The sequence below is a fragment of the Pollutibacter soli genome, from assembly GCA_029269725.1.
GTDB lineage: Bacteria > Bacteroidota > Bacteroidia > Chitinophagales > Chitinophagaceae > Pollutibacter > Pollutibacter soli.
This window is the reverse complement of sequence record JARJHS010000006.1, coordinates 193345-210214: the sequence shown is the minus strand read 5'-3', so window position 1 is coordinate 210214 and position 16870 is coordinate 193345. Positions and strand designations below refer to the sequence as shown.

The following is a 16870-nucleotide window of genomic DNA, read 5'->3' as shown; positions in this document are numbered from 1 at the left end:
AGCTTTTGACCTGGATCAAAAGCTGTAGACCGGCGAAATGATTTTTTGCATTACTATGGTTGCAATTGGCCATAGCTCGTTGTCAAAATGTTTTGAGCTTCTTTCAGTTTTGTATTCGCAGCATCAGCAGCGAGCTCATAAAAATCGGTATTGAATATGTCAACCAGTTTCTGATAGTTGGCTGCTGTCAGCGGACTTGTTGCGGGTCGATATTTCAATGCAAGTATGAATCCATATCCTTCAGAAAGACTGTGAAATTTCTGGGAGAATTCTGTTTGGGTTTGCGGAATAGTGGAATAGGAGTAAGCCGCAGCAGCCAGTGTCTTCTCTACATATTCCTTAATCACATCGATCGCTTCATCTCTTGTTTCATAATCCTTTGCAGATATTGCCGCGCGACCTTTTCTGAATGCTTCATATATTTTGCCACCGGACTGAATAAATTTTCCTCTTTCAGCAAAGTATCCACCCAGGCCCAAAGGACGATCGGCTTTTACCGGTGCTGTTGAGTAGCTGAAAGATGAATCATAATCCGCGGGAATTCCAACATATCCAAATGCCAGGTCCCAGTGGTGTTCCATTGCAGTACCTAAACCGGTAACAACAGTGTTGTTGTCATCAAGGGGAACCTGGTTCAGGATGCTGATAATATTGTTCATAGTCAATCCACCCATCAAACCTTTGGCAACTGCCTGGTTAAACTCAAGTCCCTTATAGTTGAATATTCTTGTCCCGATTTTTCCGGCAACACCTTGTGAAGCAGGAGTGTTGTAAAATTGGCTTACGACAACCATTGAATCGGCCAATGATTTGAATGCTGCAGCATCAGCTGTTTTGCTCGCAAGGTTATAAGTTGTAAGGGAATTTAACTGATCGAAAGTGTATGGAATATTACTTGCAGTTTCAGCTGTAAATGAACTGTTTGTGTTATTCCACAGATTATTGATGGTATCCTGGCTTAACTGACGAACATTTGATTTCCCAAGTATGCCGGTATATCCAACCCACATGCTGATGCGTGAAGCTGCCTCTTTGTAATCAACATTTGTGAATGTATACGTCTCAGGAACAGTATATACAGGTTTATTTGGGGTAGAGTTATCTTTTTCGCTACAGGAAACAGCCAGAACAGATACAGCGCCGATAAATAAGCTTAAAGCCCGGTTTAGCATATATTTTTTGATTGAGCGGCAAAACTATTTTGAAACCCAAATTCGGGTTTACGAAATACGGAAAAGAGCAGACGGAATAAGGAAAAAATGGGTAAGCGTAACGGGATTGTCACGCCTTTGTCAACAAACTGATAGTTTGGTAGCTGTAAAGAATGGTTTTAAACCCTTGATTGTTAAATCAGGAGGTTTTCCGATAATTTAAAACAGCCCAGCCATTAAAGAAGACAGCAAATCCGCCCATGATCAGGAAATGATTTTTGATATCAGTTAAGCCACTTCCTTTTAGCGTGACCATCCGGATGACATCGATAAAGTAGGTAACCGGACTGGCATGAGCAATCCATTTTGCCCATCCGGGCATACTATCGATCGGAGTAAAAAGTCCACTCATCAACATAAAAATCATCACCATGAAAAAAGCGAGCGACATAGCCTGTTGCTGTGTGGTACTATAAGTAGAGATTAATAAACCGATTCCCAACAATGCGATAAGATAGACAGCCAAAAAACTATACAGTAGCAAAATGCTTCCCACCGGGATAATGCCATATACGAATCTTGCGATCACCCATAGGCCCAGGCTAAAAACAAAAATGCCAATCAACCAGAACGGAATCAGTTTACCAAGAATGAACTGAAATTTTTTTATTGGGGTGACATTAATCTGTTCAATCGTGCCTGCCTCTTTTTCCTTCACAATATTGAGTGCACACATATACGAACCGACCATGGTGACCAGTACGACAAGGATACCAGGAACCATAAAGAACCTGTAATTCAAAAATGGGTTATACCAGTTGACAGGAGCAACATCGATTACTGGATTATTCGCAGTAGCCAGAGAAGGATAATAACGCAAACGCAGATCTGCATTAAAATCCCTGATGACGCCGGCGAGATAAGAACTGCCTACTGTTGCTTTAATTCCGTTTATGGCATTCACTGCAAGAAATAGTTCCTGCTTGTCTTCACGCACCAGGTTCCTTTCAAAATGTTGCGGGATTTCCAGGATGAGATCCGCTTTGTCATTTTCGAACTTTGTAAATGTTTTGTCGTACGACGAATTGTAATCCGCAATATGAAAATAACCTGAAGATGAAATTTTCCCGATCAGTTGCTGAACCATACCGGAATGATCATGATCCACAATAGCAACATTGATATTTTTTATTTCGTAATCCGCAGCCAGAGGAAGTATCAGTAATTGAATGATAGGCACCATGATGATCATCCGGAGGATGGTTGTATTCCGGAATATCTGCCGGAACTCTTTTTGCAGGAGAAATCGAAGCGTTCTCAACTCAATCGGATTTTAAATTTTTGCAGGCTAACGAGTAACAGGAAAACAGTCATTCCCGCAAGAATGAGCGTTTCTTTCCACACGTGAGAAAATCCCAGTCCTTTGATCATGATGTTTTTTACAATCGTATAATACCATTTCGATGGAACGAGGTTAGATATTATTTGCAAAGGTTTTGGCATGTTCTCCAGTGGGAACATAAATCCGGTAAACATTACAGTAGGAAGTAGCAATCCCATAATAGAAATCATCATCGCAGTTTGCTGAGATGATGTGGAATTGGAGATCAGTAATCCCAGTGAAAGAGCGGTAATGATCAGTAGTGTACTTTCTCCAAAAAGCAGAAATACATTTCCTTTTACGGGAAGTCCCAGGAGGTAGACACTCAGCAAAAGAATTATAATGAGATTCACCAGCGATAGTAGCAGGTAGGGGATGGCTTTGGAAATGATTACCAATAGTGGATTCATCGGCGAAACAAGCAGCACCTCCATGGTACCGTTTTCTTTTTCCCTCACGATCGACGCTGAAGTCATCAATACACATATGAGCATGAGTACAAGTGCCATTACACCGGGAACAAAATTAGTTGCTCCTTTGAGGTCCGGGTTATAAATCATCCTGGCGGTTGTGCTGATATTCATTGGCGCATGTTGCAGAGGCTGCATGTCCTGTTGAAAGTCTCGGAGGATATTTGTCGCATAGCTGGTGAGTGTTGTTGCTGTATTGGGATCGGATGCGTCGGCGATGATTTGTACCTGCACCCTTCTTCCAGCTTCCAGATCAGTTTGAAAAGCAGAAGGAAAAATGACGGCAAGTTTAATATCCCCGGACTTGAAGGCTTGCTCTATTTCCTTATGCCCGAGTACAGATTGTTTTATTTCAAAATTTTTACTTGCTGCTATCTTTTCAGTAATGCGCTGTGTAATATCATCTTTTGAATAGTCGCATACCACGATCTTACTGTTTTTGATTTCATTGGTTAAAGCAAAACCGAACAATACTATCTGAATGATCGGCATGCCGAAAAGCAGCAACAAAGTTTTTCTGTCGCGAAAAACGTGATGAAATTCTTTTCTCAGAAATGAAAGAAATTGTTTCATTGGTCCTTGGTTTAATCTGCTGTTCGTTTTGCTCCTCTTGCCAGTTCAAAAAATACTTCGTCCATGGAATCGGTATGGTATTTTTCTTTGAGTATTGATGGTGTGTCGCACTCTTTCATTACTCCATCTACCATCATTGAAATGCGATTGCAGTATTCGGCTTCATCCATATAATGCGTTGTTACAAAACTCGTAATGCCTTTTTCCGACGCGTCGTATATCAGGTCCCAGAACTGTCTTCTCGTTACAGGGTCAACACCGCCAGTAGGTTCATCAAGAAAAACAATTTTAGGATCGTGAATGATCGCGACAGAAAACGCTAGCTTTTGTTTCCATCCCAGTGGTAAAGAACCAACGAGCTTATCCGCCTGCATTTCAAGACCGAGCTGGTGAATAAGGCTGTCGCTTTTACCTTTAATTTCTTTATCCGTCAATCCATAAATGCCACCATAGAATTTGATATTTTCTCGCGGTGTAAGGTCTTCATAGAGAGAAAATTTCTGACTCATATAACCGATATTGCTCTTTACCTTTTCAGTTTGTTTGTAGATGTCAAATCCAGCAACTGTGGCATGTCCAGAAGTTGGAGTCAATAGACCGCAAAGCATTCGGATGGCAGTTGTTTTGCCTGCACCATTGGCTCCCAGAAAACCAAATATTTCACCGGAGTAAACTTCAAAACTGATTTCGTTGGTAGCTATAAAGTCACCGAATTTTTTTGTGAGCTTATCTGTTTTTATTACTACTTCCCGGGTTATCATGATCTTTGGATCTGGTTGTTATGTGGCATGAGGCGGATAAAACAATCTTCGATCGTCGGCGTGATTGCTTTCAATTCTTTGATATGCAGATTTTCTTTTTCAAGCTGACCGATTAGTCTGGTTTGTGTACCAGCGGAATTGTCTTTTAAAGTGATGTGGTGATAATCGCCAAATGCATTACAGGTTTCAACTTCGGGATTCTGTCGCAGTTGTTTCAGAAGTTTTCCCATCTGGTCACCGCGAATAGCAAAAAGCGGATCGGGGAATTGTTGAATGATCTGAGCGGGTGTATCTACCGACATGATTTTTGCATCCTGGATCAATGCGATTCGTTCGCAGAGAGTTGCTTCGTCCATGTAGGGAGTCGAAACCATGATTGTAATACCCTGTTTTTTCAATCGACCCAGCATTTCCCAGAATTCTTTTCTTGATACTGTGTCGACCCCCGTGGTAGGTTCGTCGAGAAAAAGAATGGATGGTTTGTGAATGAGCGCACAACAAAGTGCCAGCTTCTGTTTCATGCCACCAGAAAGTTTTCCGGCACGACGATCTTTGAAAGGTTCGATCTGTACATAAATTTCTTCGATCAGGTATTTATTCTCCTTTATCGTTGTTCCGAAAACCGTCGCAAAAAAGTTAAGATTTTCTTCAACGGTCAGATCCTGGTACAGCGAGAATTTGCCCGGCATGTATCCAACTTTTTTGCGTATCTCCCTGAAGTCCCTCACAACATCAAGACCTAGTACCTGTGCGCTACCGCTGTCTGGAATAAGGAGAGTAGTAAGTATCCTGAACAGACTTGTTTTGCCGGCACCATCGGGCCCGATCAATCCAAAAATTTCGCCCTCATTTACGTCAAAGGAGATTTTGTCCAGCGCTGTAAGTTTGTTTTTACCGACCGGGTATGTCTTTACTAATTGGCTGATCTCTACTGCAGGCATCTGCTAAAAGTTTAATTCGCCGTACATACCGATTTTTAAAAAACCATCGTTGGGCACTGCCACTTTTATCGCATACACCAGGTCCTGCCTTTCTTCTTTCGTCTGTACTGTTTTTGGTGTGAATTCCGCTTTGCTGGAAACCCAGTAGATTATACCGTTATATGGTTTGAAACCACCTTTCCCATCGTCAGATTTCACATTTACTTTCTGACCCAGTTTTACCTGCGCAAGTTGATTGCCGGAGATGTAAGCTCTGAGTATTATCGTATCCAGATTTGCAATTTTGTATAAAGGTTTCCCAATGTTTGCGAGTTCGCCAGTGAATGCATATTGCGTGAGTACTGTTCCCTTTATCGGGTTTACAATATTTCCTTTGCTTATGAGATCCTGAATTTGTGCCACCGATTTTTCCAAAGGATCTTTTTCACTCATTACAGATTTATTCTGGACATTTACGTTTGATTTGTTCAGGGCTATCTGCTGCTGGTACACCTCCAGCTGACGTTTTGCTTCATCAACTTTTGCTGTGATATCATCGAGTTGTTTACGTGTGGCCGCATCCGCTTTCAAAAGATTTGTAGTGCGCTCCTGTTCCTTTTCCAGGTAGGCGATTTGTGTTTTCAAAACAGCAATCTGGTTTTCAATCACGATTGTTTGTGGAGTTGCGGTGTTCAATCGATCTCCAAGAGATTTAATCCTTGCTTCTGTTTGTTGCTTTTGCAATTCAAGATTGGTAACATCGATGTTACCAATAGTCTGACCCGGGTTCAACTGCTGGCCTTCCTTAATCTGCAATGAAAGAATTTGTCCGGCCTGCTGTGATGATACAATGACTTCATCTGCCTCAAAAGTGCCCGACGCATCAAAATCATCTTTATTGTTGCTGCAGGCGCTGAGTATGATTACGGATAACAGGATATAGCTCAATTTTTTCATGGTTATAGTTTTGACTGACCGAGTGTGAACTGGCGATTGAATTGGTTGGAAAGTGATTGTATTTTATGCAACTCCATATTAAGCCTGGCTTGCGAAAGGGTATTGATTTCCTTTAGCAGGTCATTGAGCGTGATCACACCATTTGTATATTTTGCTTCTGCAGTACGGGTGATGCTTTCTTTCAGGCGAACAATTTCCTCATCAGTATTGAGCAGTTGATCCATTTTCAATCTTTCGTTATCCTGTTGAATAACTGAAAAATTATTGTTGAAAAGAAATATTTCCCGGTTCACAGCAGTTTCCTGTTTCTTCAGTTCAAGTGAAGCGATTTCATTTCTATTGGTGTATAGCGATGAAAAATTCCAGTTTAGGCGAAGGCCTGCGACATAATAGGGGGCGAATTCATTCTTCAGCATATTCAATCCTGGTAATCCATAACCTCCCTGTCCGAAAAGACTGATTCTGGGGATGCTTTTGCTTTTTGTGAGCGCCATTTGCTGATCAAGAAGTATTTCCTGCTGAGCAAAAAGTTTCAATTCCGGTCGGTTGTTTTCATGGCTCAGCCAGTTGGTTTCAGCAACAGGTACAGTCAGTTGCTGATCACTGGTGATTTGCCTCCCTGTATATGCGGAAAGCATTTGCAGGTATGCTATACTTGCAGATTCGATTTCGTATTGCCTTTGACGTTGCGTGAGAATTTCTGCCTGCACCTGGTCCGCATCCGATCGGAATGCAGCACCGTTTTCTATCGCGCTTTCCACTCTTATTTTTGTACGGCTCAATTGGGTGATCAGGCTGTCAATCTGATCGTGCTGGATATTTAATAAAAGAACACCGAAGTAAATCTGGTTCAGTTTTTCGCGGATGAGATAAAGATCTTTCTGAATCGATGCGAGCTCAACCTGCGTATTGGCTTTCTGAATTTGTTTTTGCGCGTGTATTGATCCTCCGTCATAAATGTTCTGATATAGATCGGCGGCTATCTTATATTGATCCTTACTCAAAACAGGGTAGAGTATGGGTTGATTCGGAATATGCGGAAGTTGTGTTACATCCGACTGATAACTCGCCTGCCCGGTGATATTCAGTTGCGGATAGTTTCCCGTTCTAATATTAGCGAGAGTATAACTTTCCGATTGTCGGACAAGATCTGCTCGTTTGATTAGCGGATAATTTTTTTCTGCCCAGATATACACACTATCTAAAGTGATAATCTCTTGTGCTGACAATGGGATCGCACAGCAAACGATGGGTATAATAAGTACAGCAAATTTTTTAGATACAGATTGTCTGATCATACTCAACAATTTTATTTCGCGATATAATTCCAGATCATGTCAACAATTATTTTCTTTCTGTTCAGTACGATGTTTTTGAATTCATCATCGGTCCATTCATTCACCTTTTTCAAAAGAGGTTTGCCGAGGAATGGGAATATGGTTAGTCCCTGGATACTCATGAAGAGATCGTAAGCACGAATCGGGTGAATGTTTCCATTGTTTACTTCTTCTTCGATTTGTTTGTCGATGATGCTAAACAGTTTCGCGGGATTTAGTTCTCCGAGATGCGCGAAAACAATATCTCCATTACGGTTGATTTCATTTATTATGAAGATGGGCAGGTCGGGGAAATCCAGAAGCTTCTGTGTGTCGAGTTCAACAATCTTTTCAATTTTCTCCTTCAGCGTCGATCCGGATAAAATTGACGCGGCGATTCCACTGAAAAACTGCATGAATTCACGTTGAAAAACCGCTGTAAACAACTTCTCTTTGCTCCGGAAATAGTAGTTCACCATGGATTTCGTCGTTCCAGCGTCGCTGGCAATTTCCTGCACTGAGGTACCGTCCAATCCTTTCAATTTGAATAGCTTACGAGCCGATTCAAGCACCGCTAACTCCGTATTTTCTTCTTTTTTAGGCATTCGTACACTTGTTTCGAACAGTTGTTCGAATGCAAATATAGAAGAAATTTAATATTGATGAAGAAACCGCCGGATTTTTTTTAACTGAACTGGAATTCTTTTTCCGCTGAAATGTCTACATAAAAAAATCCGCCCGGAAAACTCCTGCTGTTTTGCAATGCTGTTTGAAGTGCTGAAAAACCATTCGATATTAATTTATACTAACGATCATGGATAACATATATGAAGATTATTGTTAACATCGATGCTGTAACTCAGCAAGTAGGAAACAGTATTTCATTCCTTATTGTAAATTCTTTTTTATATTTAGTTATACCTTCTGATCGCTCTTTCCTGCCCCTCCGGTTATTCTTTCAAACTTAAATATTGAGCAATGAAAACCATCACTATCACAGGAGGTAATATTTCTACCGGTGTATTAATTCTTTCAGATAAGGGTCACACCAAGGCTATAAAAGGTGAGCGAATAAGATGGAAAGTAAAGAATACTGCAGATCCCGTGGTATCCATTGAAGGTGTCCCTTTAAAAGCCAATACTACAGATATTTTTTCCGGAGATGATGGAGAACTTCCCAGAAAAGAAGACAGTAAAAACTGGCGTGCCGATATCGCTACTGATGTTCATACCGGTGATGTTTGTGATTACTCTATTGTATGGAAAGACACAGACGGCGTAAGTCACACTTTTGATCCTAAAATCTCAATCAATCCGTCATTTGCTCCTGCATTACTTGTAAGTGTAGTGGTAGGCGCACTCGCTCTCACTTATTTGTTATTCAGACGATTTAGAAGAAACAGATAAAGAGTATTTAACCCGACGATAGTTTACTTCTTTTCCCGTGATGATAAATATGATATTCAATTGACATCCGAATGATTTCTGGAAAAACACATATTGTTTTTATTGGGATGTTGTGGTTCTGTATTTCCCATGCATTTGCTCAGGATCAAAAAATTGCTGACAGTCTTGCGATTATTTACGAACAGAATAATCTTATTGGTACAGAGAAACTTGAATTACTGCGCAACCTCGCTTTCAACGAATCAAGGGATCTTAAAAAAGGTGTAGCGTATGCGGAAGAATTGATCAGTTTATCAGAAACAGCCGGAGACAAGACTTATTTACGACGAGGTTATTCATTAAAAGGAAATAAGGAGAGACTATTGGGTAACCTGGATAAGGCCCTTGCTGATTATTTCAAAAGTGCAGAGATCGCGAAAACAACAAAGCTTGCAAGAGGCGAAGCAGAAGCCTACGGAGCAATTGCTGACACTTATTCGATTGCCGATAATCATGCAAATGCAATGAACTATTACAATAAAGCCATTTCAATTTTGCGGCAGTCCAATGGCGATTCAGGTATTCTCGCGAGTATCATTTCCAACGCAGGAGATGAATACCTGGTCATCAAAAACTATGATTCAGCGCTGATTTATTTTAAGGAAGCTGAGGTGATTTTTGACAAACTCAATCACCTGACCGGAAAAGGATACAGCTTGGGAAACATAGGAATGGTATATGCGAATACCGGCAAAAATGAATTGGCAGAGTTGAAAATGAAACAAGCGATTGAGATACTAACGGAAACGCAGGATTATTACCCGATCTGTGTATACCTGACTTCCATTGCGGACGTATACCTGAACAGAGGTAATCAGAACACAGCAATGAAGTATACATCCAGAAGCCTTGAGTTAGCAGAGCGCTATGGATTAAAGGAGCAGATTGCGGACGCCAGTCTGAAATTGTCAATTCTTTACGAAAAATCGGGAAACACTGAAGCGGCTTTAGGACTCTATAAAAAACATATTATATACAGGGACAGCATGACCAACATCAAGGCTGTGCAAAAAATGGGCGATCTCAGGACTGATTATGAAGTTTCTCAAAAACAGCGGGAAGTGAATATGCTGAACAGGCAAAAAAAGAATGACAGGAATCTGGCAATTTCGCTCGGTATGATTTTACTTCTTGCTATTGTCATCCTGGCGATATTGGTTAGAAATTATCAGGGGAAAAAGAAAGCTTACCAGGTATTGAATCTGCAAAAACAGGAAACTGAGGCGCAGAAGTTGAAAGTGGAAAATACCCTGGTTGAATTGCAGCTTGCGCAGAAACAACTTATTCAAACAGCAAAGTTGGCCTCGCTAGGTGAACTTACTGTAGGAGTCGCGCATGAAATTCAGAATCCGCTGAATTTTGTTACAAATTTTTCTGAAGTAAGTGTTGAGATATTAAATGAACTAAAAGCTGGAATGCTGAATAAGTTAAATGCTTCCGACAAATCGGAAGCCGATGCCCTTATAAATGATCTTACTGATAATCTTAAGAAGATAAATAATCATGGCAAACGTGCAGATTCAATTGTGAAGGGCATGTTGCAACACTCGATGGCTAGCACAGGCAGAAAAGAGCCGGCAAATCTTAATTCTTTAATTGAAGAATACTACCGGTTAAGCTTCAACGCTATCAAGGCGAAGGATAAAGAATTCAAGGTTGATTGTATAAAAGCCCTGGATGAAAAGATAGAAACAGTTGAACTTGTACCACAGGATATCGGACGGGTATTGCTGAACCTGTACAACAATGCTTTTTATTCAATGAGGGAAAAGAAAAAAATGGCTGGTGATTCTTATGAGCCAGCAATTTCGATTAGTACCAACCGGATCGGCAACCGGGTAAAATTATCGATCAAAGACAATGGCCTTGGAATTTCACAAAAGGTTTTGGACAAAATATTTCAACCTTTTTTTACTACAAAACCATCAGGCCAGGGGACAGGACTTGGACTTTCATTAAGCTATGAAATCATCAATGCGCATGGAGGAGAAATAAGAGTTGAATCAAACGAAGGCGAGTTTGCTGAATTTATCATCTGGTTACCGCTGGGGAATGGAAAAAATAATAGCTGAGTTAAACATACAATTGAGCTCCTTCCGGATTAATTAAATCAGGTGCAGGATTTTTTCAGGGTAATTCGGCCACCAGCTCCACTTCGAGTTTCGCGTCTGCCATAAATAACCGTGTTATCTGCACCCATGTAGCCGCAGGGAAATCTCCTTTGTAAAATGCTTTTCTTGCTGCATTGTGGGTCTTCATCAGTTCTATATCAGTAGTGTAAAGATTTTCTTTGACGACATTCTGAAAACTTGCCCCGAAGCTTTTCAGTGACCTTTCCAATGCCCGGTAAACGCCGGTAATTCCCTCGGGGCTGATCTCCCGACTGACGGCTCCCGAGATATACAGCGTCTTTCCCACTTTTACAACCTGCGCATACCCCGCTGATGTATCCTGTTTCTGAGGATTATCCCAATGCCATTTTTCTTTTTTGATATCAGTTGTTTGTGCTAAGCATTTACCGGATGAGAGAATCAAAATGAAAAAAAGGAATTGTTTCATATCTCGATATTTTAAATGATTTACCCAGGTCATGTCAATGTACCATATTAGTAATGATGTTTATCCAAAAGAGAATAGAATATTTAAAGGGAAAGAATTGCTTTTAAATGGTGGGTCTAACGGGATCACCATTGTGCCGAAACTTCTTAAGTCAAATAATTCTCAAGGGCTGCAACTCCGTCATACAGGGAATCGTCGAAATAGATCCCTGCAAATAAAAAAACCCACCGGGATAGTTCCGGCGGGTTTTTGTAGCCCGTACGAGATTCGAACTCGTGATTCCTCCGTGAAAGGGAGGCGTCTTAACCCCTTGACCAACGGGCCGTTTTTCTAAGGGAGTGCAAAGATAATGTTCAACAGAATCCGTGCAAAATTTTTCGCAAAAACCTATTTAATTAAAATATCAGATGCAGAAAACTTCTCCTTTACCTGATTATTGATGTCCATTAAAATGGCAAATCTGTCCTGGCAGGTTGGTTAGCCTGTAGTTGCTTGCCGCAATAATCAGGGTGAGTTTGGAGATCATTAAAAAATTGAAGGAAACCACTGGAGAAGGGTATCCCGAAGGAAAAATCCGAAAGCGTTTCTTTTGCAAATAACGCAACACACTTAGCATTGGTGAGGTAAATCCTGAATATTTTTTTCCCGCTTTCTATTAAAGACCGATCAACTGAGCAAAAATTTTAATATTCATAATTCTCTTAATTGTTGTCCATTTTAGGCCGGAATCGGGTCTTAGCGATAATTTTCAAGCCTTAAAAATTGATGTTTTTGTAATCTTCGAATTAGTACCTTCGGCATCTATTTTTTTAGAAAAATCATTAAAATATGAGTACTGTTAAAGTTGCGATCAATGGATTTGGACGTATCGGCCGCCTGGTGTACCGCCAGATTTATAAAATGGAAGGAATTGACGTGGTTGCGATTAATGATCTTACCAGTCCTAAAGTACTGGCACACCTGCTGAAATATGATACTGCGCAGGGACGATTTGATGAAGAAGTAAAATCCACAGACAGCTCTATTATAGTTAATAAGGACGAAATTAAGATCTACGCTCAGAAAGATCCGGCGCAGATTCCCTGGGGTTCTCATGATGTAGATGTCGTCCTGGAATGTACCGGTTTCTTCACAGATAAAGATAAAGCTGCGGCTCACCTGAAAGCAGGTGCTAAAAAAGTAGTGATCTCTGCGCCGGCTACCGGAGACCTTAAAACTATCGTTTTCAATGTCAACCACGATATTCTGGATGGTTCTGAAACCATCATCTCCTGTGCTTCATGTACCACCAACTGCCTCGCGCCAATGGCGAAAGTGCTGGATGATACTTATGGAATTTTAGGTGGACTGATGACTACGGTACATGCTTATACAAATGATCAGAATACACAGGATGCTCCACATCCTAAGGGTGACCTGCGTCGTGCCCGTGCTGCAGCGCAAAACATCGTTCCGAACAGTACAGGTGCAGCAAAGGCGATCGGCCTTGTTCTCCCAAGCCTGAAGGGCAAACTCGATGGAACCGCTCAACGCGTTCCGACACTCACCGGTTCTCTTACTGAACTCACTACCGTTCTGGGTAGAAAAGTGACTGCGGATGAAGTGAATGCGGCGATGAAAGCAGCGTCAAATGAAAGCTACGGATATACTGAAGACGAGATTGTGAGCAGCGATGTAATTGGAATGAAATTCGGTTCTTTGTTTGATGCTACACAAACAAAAGTATTGCATGTGGGTGATGTTCAACTGGTGAAAACCGTGAGCTGGTACGATAACGAAATGAGTTATGTAAGTCAGCTGGTTCGCACGGTGAACTATTTTGCAAAACAGATCTCTAAATAATTTAAATCACCGGTTGCCGGATATTTCCGGGAACCGGTGTTAATTTCCCCTTATGTCCCGATTTTCGGAAACAAATTTCAACGGTTTGAAAGCGCTGGTGCGTGTGGACTTCAACGTTCCTCTCGATGATAAGTTTGATATTACTGACGACACACGTATGACGGCAGCCTTGCCTACGATCAATAAAGTTCTTAGCGATGGTGGATCCGTAATTTTAATGAGTCACCTGGGGAGACCCAAGGATGGTCCGAGCGACAAGTACTCTTTAAAACATTTGCTGCCTCATCTCAAATCACTTTTGAGTGGCAAAGAAGTGAAGTTTGCTACAGACTGCATCGGAGCAGACGCTGTTGAGGCTGCTAAAAATCTCAAACCCGGAGAGGTTTTATTACTGGAAAATCTTCGTTTTTATAAAGAGGAAGAGAAAGGCGACAAAGGGTTTGCTGAAAAGCTTAGTAAGCTGGGGGATGTTTACATAAATGATGCTTTCGGTACTGCTCATCGGGCACATGCTTCTACCGCAATCATCGCTTCTTTTTTTCCGAAAGACAAACGCATGTTTGGCTTATTGATGGAATCGGAAGTCAATAGCGGACAAAAAGTATTAAATAACGCAGAAAAGCCTTTTGTTGCAATCATCGGAGGCGCCAAAGTTTCTGATAAAATTCTGATCCTCGAAAATCTCCTGGAAAAAGCAACTGACATCATCATCGGTGGCGGTATGGCTTATACTTTCTGCAAAGCAGAAGGTGGAAAGATCGGAAAGTCGCTTTGCGAAGAAGATCGTCTGGATACTGCTCTTCAATTACTCAAAAAAGCAGAAGAAAAAGGTGTCAGCATACATCTTCCTTCAGATTCTGTGATCGCCAGCGAGTTTAATGCCAATGCACAAACGTCAACATCACCCTCCAATGCCATTCCTGATGACTGGATGGGGCTGGATATCGGTTCATATGCGTGCGAGCAATTCGCTAACATCATTCACAAAAGCAAAACGATTTTGTGGAACGGACCGATGGGCGTGTTTGAATTTGAAAAATTTCAGCATGGTACTAAGGAAGTGGCAAAAGCAATCGCTGAAGCAACGCAGAATGGCGCTTATTCACTCGTAGGTGGTGGCGACAGTGTTGCAGCTGTCAATCAGTTCGGTTACTCTGATAAAGTGAGCTATGTATCGACAGGAGGAGGCGCATTGCTCGAATTTTTCGAAGGAAAATCCCTACCCGGCATCGCTGCCATCAGCGAGTAACGTTATACGTTGAACGTTTAACGTTGTACGTGTCACGTGCAACGGTTTAAGCATTTATTATATCTATCATTCTCAATTCTAAAAATCACTAGCCATGTCAAAAAATCTGGGCTTAATTGTCGTTATTGTTGTTTTAGTGTTATTAGGTGGTTGCGGCTGCAGCGGTTATAATAAAATGGTTGGGCTTGACCAGAATGTAAAAGGAAAATGGGGCAATGTCCAGAGTGAATATCAACGTCGCTCCGACCTGATTCCAAACCTTGTCAGTACAGTTCAGGGTGCGGCAAATTTTGAGAAATCAACTTTGGAAGCAGTAGTAAATGCCAGAGCAAAAGCAACACAGACAACAATCGATGCAGGTGATCTTTCGCCAGAGAAGATAGCACAGTTTCAACAGGCGCAGGGTCAGCTTTCAGGCGCATTGAGCCGTTTGCTTGTAGCAGTTGAAGCATATCCCGAATTGAAGGCAAATCAGAATTTCGTAAATCTGCAGACACAGCTGGAAGGAACGGAAAACAGGATCAAAGTATCCCGTAATGATTTCAACACTTCCGTCCAGGAGTACAATACCGTCGTCAAAACTTTCCCGAACAATATCTTTTCAGGTATGTTCGGATTTAAAGAAAAAGGATATTTCTCGTCTGATCCCGGTGCTGAGAAAGCTCCTGAAGTGAAATTCAATTAAGCTGAACAAATAAATAATACAGCCTTGTCCATTTTTTCTTTCAGAAAGAAACAGCCTTTTTTTACTCCTGAAGAAGAAAACAGGATTGTAGAAGCGATTCGTAAGGCAGAGAAGCGAACCAGCGGCGAAATACGTGTTTATGTGGAAAGTCGCTGCCGGTTCGTGGATCCTGTTGATCGCGCTATTGAAATTTTCTATGGTCTGAAAATGGAGAATACCGACGACAGGAATGGTGTTCTCATTTATATAGCGATGAAAGATCACCAGATGGCAGTTTATGGCGATGAAGGCATTCACCTGCGGGTTGGATCCGCATTTTGGAATAAAGAGATTAAAACGATTCTGGAAGAATTTAATGCGGAGCATTATACCGATGGCTTAATCACCATCATCCACGATCTCGGAGAAGCGCTGACGAGCCATTTTCCCTATGAAAAAGAAGACCGTAATGAGTTACCCGATGACATCGTTTTTGGAAAATAAATGAAAAAACTTCTACTTCCCATACTGCTGTTGTTTGTTTCAATAGCCCAGGCCCAGATCGAAAAGGTAATTCCTGATCCAACTGTGCCTCCACGGCTCGTTGTTGATTTTACCAGCACACTGACATTTGATCAGAGGGAATCACTGGAAAGCAAGCTTGTCGCCTACGACGATAGTACTTCTAACCAGATTGTTGTTGTAATTGTACCGTCTACCGGTGATTATGATATTTCTGATTATGCGCTTGCGCTTGGCCGTAAGTGGGGTGTAGGGGGAAAGGAGTTTAATAACGGTATTGTTTTCCTGATCGCAAAAAATGATCGTAAGCTATGGATTGCTACCGGTTATGGACTCGAAGGGGCGATTCCTGATATTACAGCAAAAACGATCATCGATAACGAGGTAGTTCCCCAGTTCAGAGGAGATGATTTTTACCGGGGTATCAGCAACGGTGTAGATGCAATAATCAAAGCTGCTGCAGGCGAATATAAAGCACCGGCAGGCTACAGGAATCGCGGAAAGAAAGAGGGACCAGGAAACTTCATAGGTCTGATCGTCATTTTTATCATCATCATATTTATCATATCACGTCGCGGTGGCGGTGGAAGAGGTGGTTCTTTCATGAGCAGGCGTGGTTATCGCAATATGTCAGGTCCGATCTTCTTCCCGCCGTTGGGTGGAGGTGGCGGATGGGGTGGTGGAAGTTCCGGCGGCGGCGGTGGTGGCGGCTTTGGTGGTTTTGGTGGTGGGAGTTTTGGAGGCGGTGGCGCGGGAGGAAGCTGGTAAAAGTGTAAGGTCATAGGTATTAAATTATAAGTTCACCTCAGCGTGTGACAAATGTATCTAACAATGCGACGAGAGGTAACGTTCATGTTCCGGTAGGAAAACATAATGTTTATAATCGCTCGAAGGGCGTAGATGAGGTAGGAGGTGAGTGATAATTTTCAATTGAAAGTTATCTCTCGCAAGTGCCAGGATATTCGGGATTTTCAAAAATGGTTGTAAACTGCGGGTCTGGTTCCAGATCATTTTCTCCGCCTATTTGGCTTTGTTCGCTACAAAAAACAGATCAATTAA

Annotated in this window: 16 protein-coding genes and 1 tRNA gene; 7 read left to right on the top strand and 10 right to left on the bottom strand. The window is 41.6% G+C overall.

Annotation, left to right across the window (positions count from 1 at the left end; genetic code table 11):
• Positions 1-53: 53 nt before the first annotated feature.
• From P2W82_RS16100 to P2W82_RS16065, 8 genes are all read right to left on the bottom strand, one after another.
• Positions 54-1172 (bottom strand): DUF4856 domain-containing protein, encoded by a 1119-nt coding sequence (locus P2W82_RS16100; protein WP_336516935.1) that lies wholly within the window; start codon positions 1170-1172, stop codon positions 54-56.
• A gap of 178 nt (positions 1173-1350) precedes the next feature.
• On the bottom strand, positions 1351-2472 hold the full coding sequence (locus tag P2W82_RS16095; protein ID WP_336516934.1) for an ABC transporter permease: 1122 nt from the start codon (positions 2470-2472) through the stop codon (positions 1351-1353).
• Positions 2469-3575 (bottom strand): ABC transporter permease, encoded by a 1107-nt coding sequence (locus tag P2W82_RS16090; protein ID WP_336516933.1) that lies wholly within the window; start codon positions 3573-3575, stop codon positions 2469-2471. The genes P2W82_RS16095 and P2W82_RS16090 overlap by 4 nt, the downstream gene beginning before the upstream one ends.
• Positions 3576-3586: 11 nt before the next feature.
• Positions 3587-4336 carry an ABC transporter ATP-binding protein gene (locus P2W82_RS16085; RefSeq protein ID WP_336516932.1) on the bottom strand — a complete coding sequence of 250 codons (750 nt, stop codon included), beginning with the start codon at positions 4334-4336 and terminating at the stop codon, positions 3587-3589.
• Positions 4333-5277 (bottom strand): ABC transporter ATP-binding protein, encoded by a 945-nt coding sequence (locus P2W82_RS16080; RefSeq protein WP_336516931.1) that lies wholly within the window; start codon positions 5275-5277, stop codon positions 4333-4335. Before P2W82_RS16080 ends, P2W82_RS16085 begins: the two co-directional genes overlap by 4 nt.
• 3 nt (positions 5278-5280) lie before the next feature.
• Positions 5281-6213 carry an HlyD family secretion protein gene (locus P2W82_RS16075; RefSeq protein ID WP_336516930.1) on the bottom strand — a complete coding sequence of 311 codons (933 nt, stop codon included), beginning with the start codon at positions 6211-6213 and terminating at the stop codon, positions 5281-5283.
• Between the two features lie 2 nt (positions 6214-6215).
• Positions 6216-7511: a TolC family protein gene (locus tag P2W82_RS16070; RefSeq protein WP_336516929.1), complete on the bottom strand. Its 1296-nt coding sequence runs from the start codon at positions 7509-7511 to the stop codon at positions 6216-6218.
• A gap of 11 nt (positions 7512-7522) precedes the next feature.
• Positions 7523-8134 (bottom strand): TetR/AcrR family transcriptional regulator, encoded by a 612-nt coding sequence (locus P2W82_RS16065; RefSeq protein WP_336516928.1) that lies wholly within the window; start codon positions 8132-8134, stop codon positions 7523-7525.
• Positions 8135-8507: 373 nt separating this feature from the next.
• On the opposite strand from P2W82_RS16065, the gene P2W82_RS16060 reads away from it, so the two are divergent.
• A complete protein-coding gene (locus tag P2W82_RS16060) occupies positions 8508-8936 on the top strand; it encodes a hypothetical protein (protein WP_336516927.1) in 429 nt (142 codons plus the stop codon).
• 71 nt (positions 8937-9007) lie between these two features.
• Positions 9008-11047 carry a tetratricopeptide repeat-containing sensor histidine kinase gene (locus tag P2W82_RS16055; protein ID WP_336516926.1) on the top strand — a complete coding sequence of 680 codons (2040 nt, stop codon included), beginning with the start codon at positions 9008-9010 and terminating at the stop codon, positions 11045-11047.
• 55 nt (positions 11048-11102) lie between these two features.
• Here the strand turns inward: P2W82_RS16055 and P2W82_RS16050 are convergent, their stop codons facing one another.
• Together P2W82_RS16050 and P2W82_RS16045 are read right to left on the bottom strand one after the other, a co-directional pair.
• On the bottom strand, positions 11103-11534 hold the full coding sequence (locus P2W82_RS16050; RefSeq protein WP_336516925.1) for a RidA family protein: 432 nt from the start codon (positions 11532-11534) through the stop codon (positions 11103-11105).
• A gap of 252 nt (positions 11535-11786) precedes the next feature.
• A tRNA-Glu gene (locus P2W82_RS16045) sits at positions 11787-11858 on the bottom strand.
• Positions 11859-12362: 504 nt separating this feature from the next.
• Between P2W82_RS16045 and gap the strand changes: the two genes are divergently transcribed.
• From gap to P2W82_RS16020, 5 genes are all read left to right on the top strand, one after another.
• The gene (gene gap / locus P2W82_RS16040) at positions 12363-13376 is read left to right on the top strand and encodes a type I glyceraldehyde-3-phosphate dehydrogenase (RefSeq protein ID WP_336516924.1); all 1014 of its coding nucleotides are present in this window, start codon (positions 12363-12365) and stop codon (positions 13374-13376) included.
• A gap of 52 nt (positions 13377-13428) precedes the next feature.
• A complete protein-coding gene (locus tag P2W82_RS16035) occupies positions 13429-14625 on the top strand; it encodes a phosphoglycerate kinase (RefSeq protein ID WP_336516923.1) in 1197 nt (398 codons plus the stop codon).
• Positions 14626-14719: 94 nt separating this feature from the next.
• Positions 14720-15310, top strand: coding sequence for a LemA family protein (locus P2W82_RS16030; RefSeq protein WP_336516922.1), 591 nt, complete (start codon positions 14720-14722; stop codon positions 15308-15310).
• A 24-nt stretch (positions 15311-15334) separates the two neighbouring features.
• Positions 15335-15793 (top strand): TPM domain-containing protein, encoded by a 459-nt coding sequence (locus P2W82_RS16025; RefSeq protein WP_336516921.1) that lies wholly within the window; start codon positions 15335-15337, stop codon positions 15791-15793.
• Positions 15794-16579 (top strand): TPM domain-containing protein, encoded by a 786-nt coding sequence (locus P2W82_RS16020; protein ID WP_336516920.1) that lies wholly within the window; start codon positions 15794-15796, stop codon positions 16577-16579. It begins immediately after the preceding gene.
• Positions 16580-16870: the final 291 nt, after the last annotated feature.

Bases quoted from the DNA above. Each gene is read 5' to 3' on its own strand.
- P2W82_RS16100 (WP_336516935.1), bottom strand. From the start codon at position 1,172: ATGCTAAACCGGGCTTTAAGCTTATTTATCGGCGCTGTATCTGTTCTG.
- P2W82_RS16090 (WP_336516933.1), bottom strand. From the start codon at position 3,575: ATGAAACAATTTCTTTCATTTCTGAGAAAAGAATTTCATCACGTTTTT.
- P2W82_RS16085 (WP_336516932.1), bottom strand. From the start codon at position 4,336: ATGATAACCCGGGAAGTAGTAATAAAAACAGATAAGCTCACAAAAAAA.
- P2W82_RS16080 (WP_336516931.1), bottom strand. From the start codon at position 5,277: ATGCCTGCAGTAGAGATCAGCCAATTAGTAAAGACATACCCGGTCGGT.
- P2W82_RS16075 (WP_336516930.1), bottom strand. From the start codon at position 6,213: ATGAAAAAATTGAGCTATATCCTGTTATCCGTAATCATACTCAGCGCC.
- P2W82_RS16070 (WP_336516929.1), bottom strand. From the start codon at position 7,511: ATGATCAGACAATCTGTATCTAAAAAATTTGCTGTACTTATTATACCC.
- P2W82_RS16065 (WP_336516928.1), bottom strand. From the start codon at position 8,134: ATGCCTAAAAAAGAAGAAAATACGGAGTTAGCGGTGCTTGAATCGGCT.
- P2W82_RS16060 (WP_336516927.1), top strand. From the start codon at position 8,508: ATGAAAACCATCACTATCACAGGAGGTAATATTTCTACCGGTGTATTA.
- P2W82_RS16055 (WP_336516926.1), top strand. From the start codon at position 9,008: ATGATTTCTGGAAAAACACATATTGTTTTTATTGGGATGTTGTGGTTC.
- P2W82_RS16050 (WP_336516925.1), bottom strand. From the start codon at position 11,534: ATGAAACAATTCCTTTTTTTCATTTTGATTCTCTCATCCGGTAAATGC.
- gap (WP_336516924.1), top strand. From the start codon at position 12,363: ATGAGTACTGTTAAAGTTGCGATCAATGGATTTGGACGTATCGGCCGC.
- P2W82_RS16035 (WP_336516923.1), top strand. From the start codon at position 13,429: ATGTCCCGATTTTCGGAAACAAATTTCAACGGTTTGAAAGCGCTGGTG.
- P2W82_RS16030 (WP_336516922.1), top strand. From the start codon at position 14,720: ATGTCAAAAAATCTGGGCTTAATTGTCGTTATTGTTGTTTTAGTGTTA.
- P2W82_RS16020 (WP_336516920.1), top strand. From the start codon at position 15,794: ATGAAAAAACTTCTACTTCCCATACTGCTGTTGTTTGTTTCAATAGCC.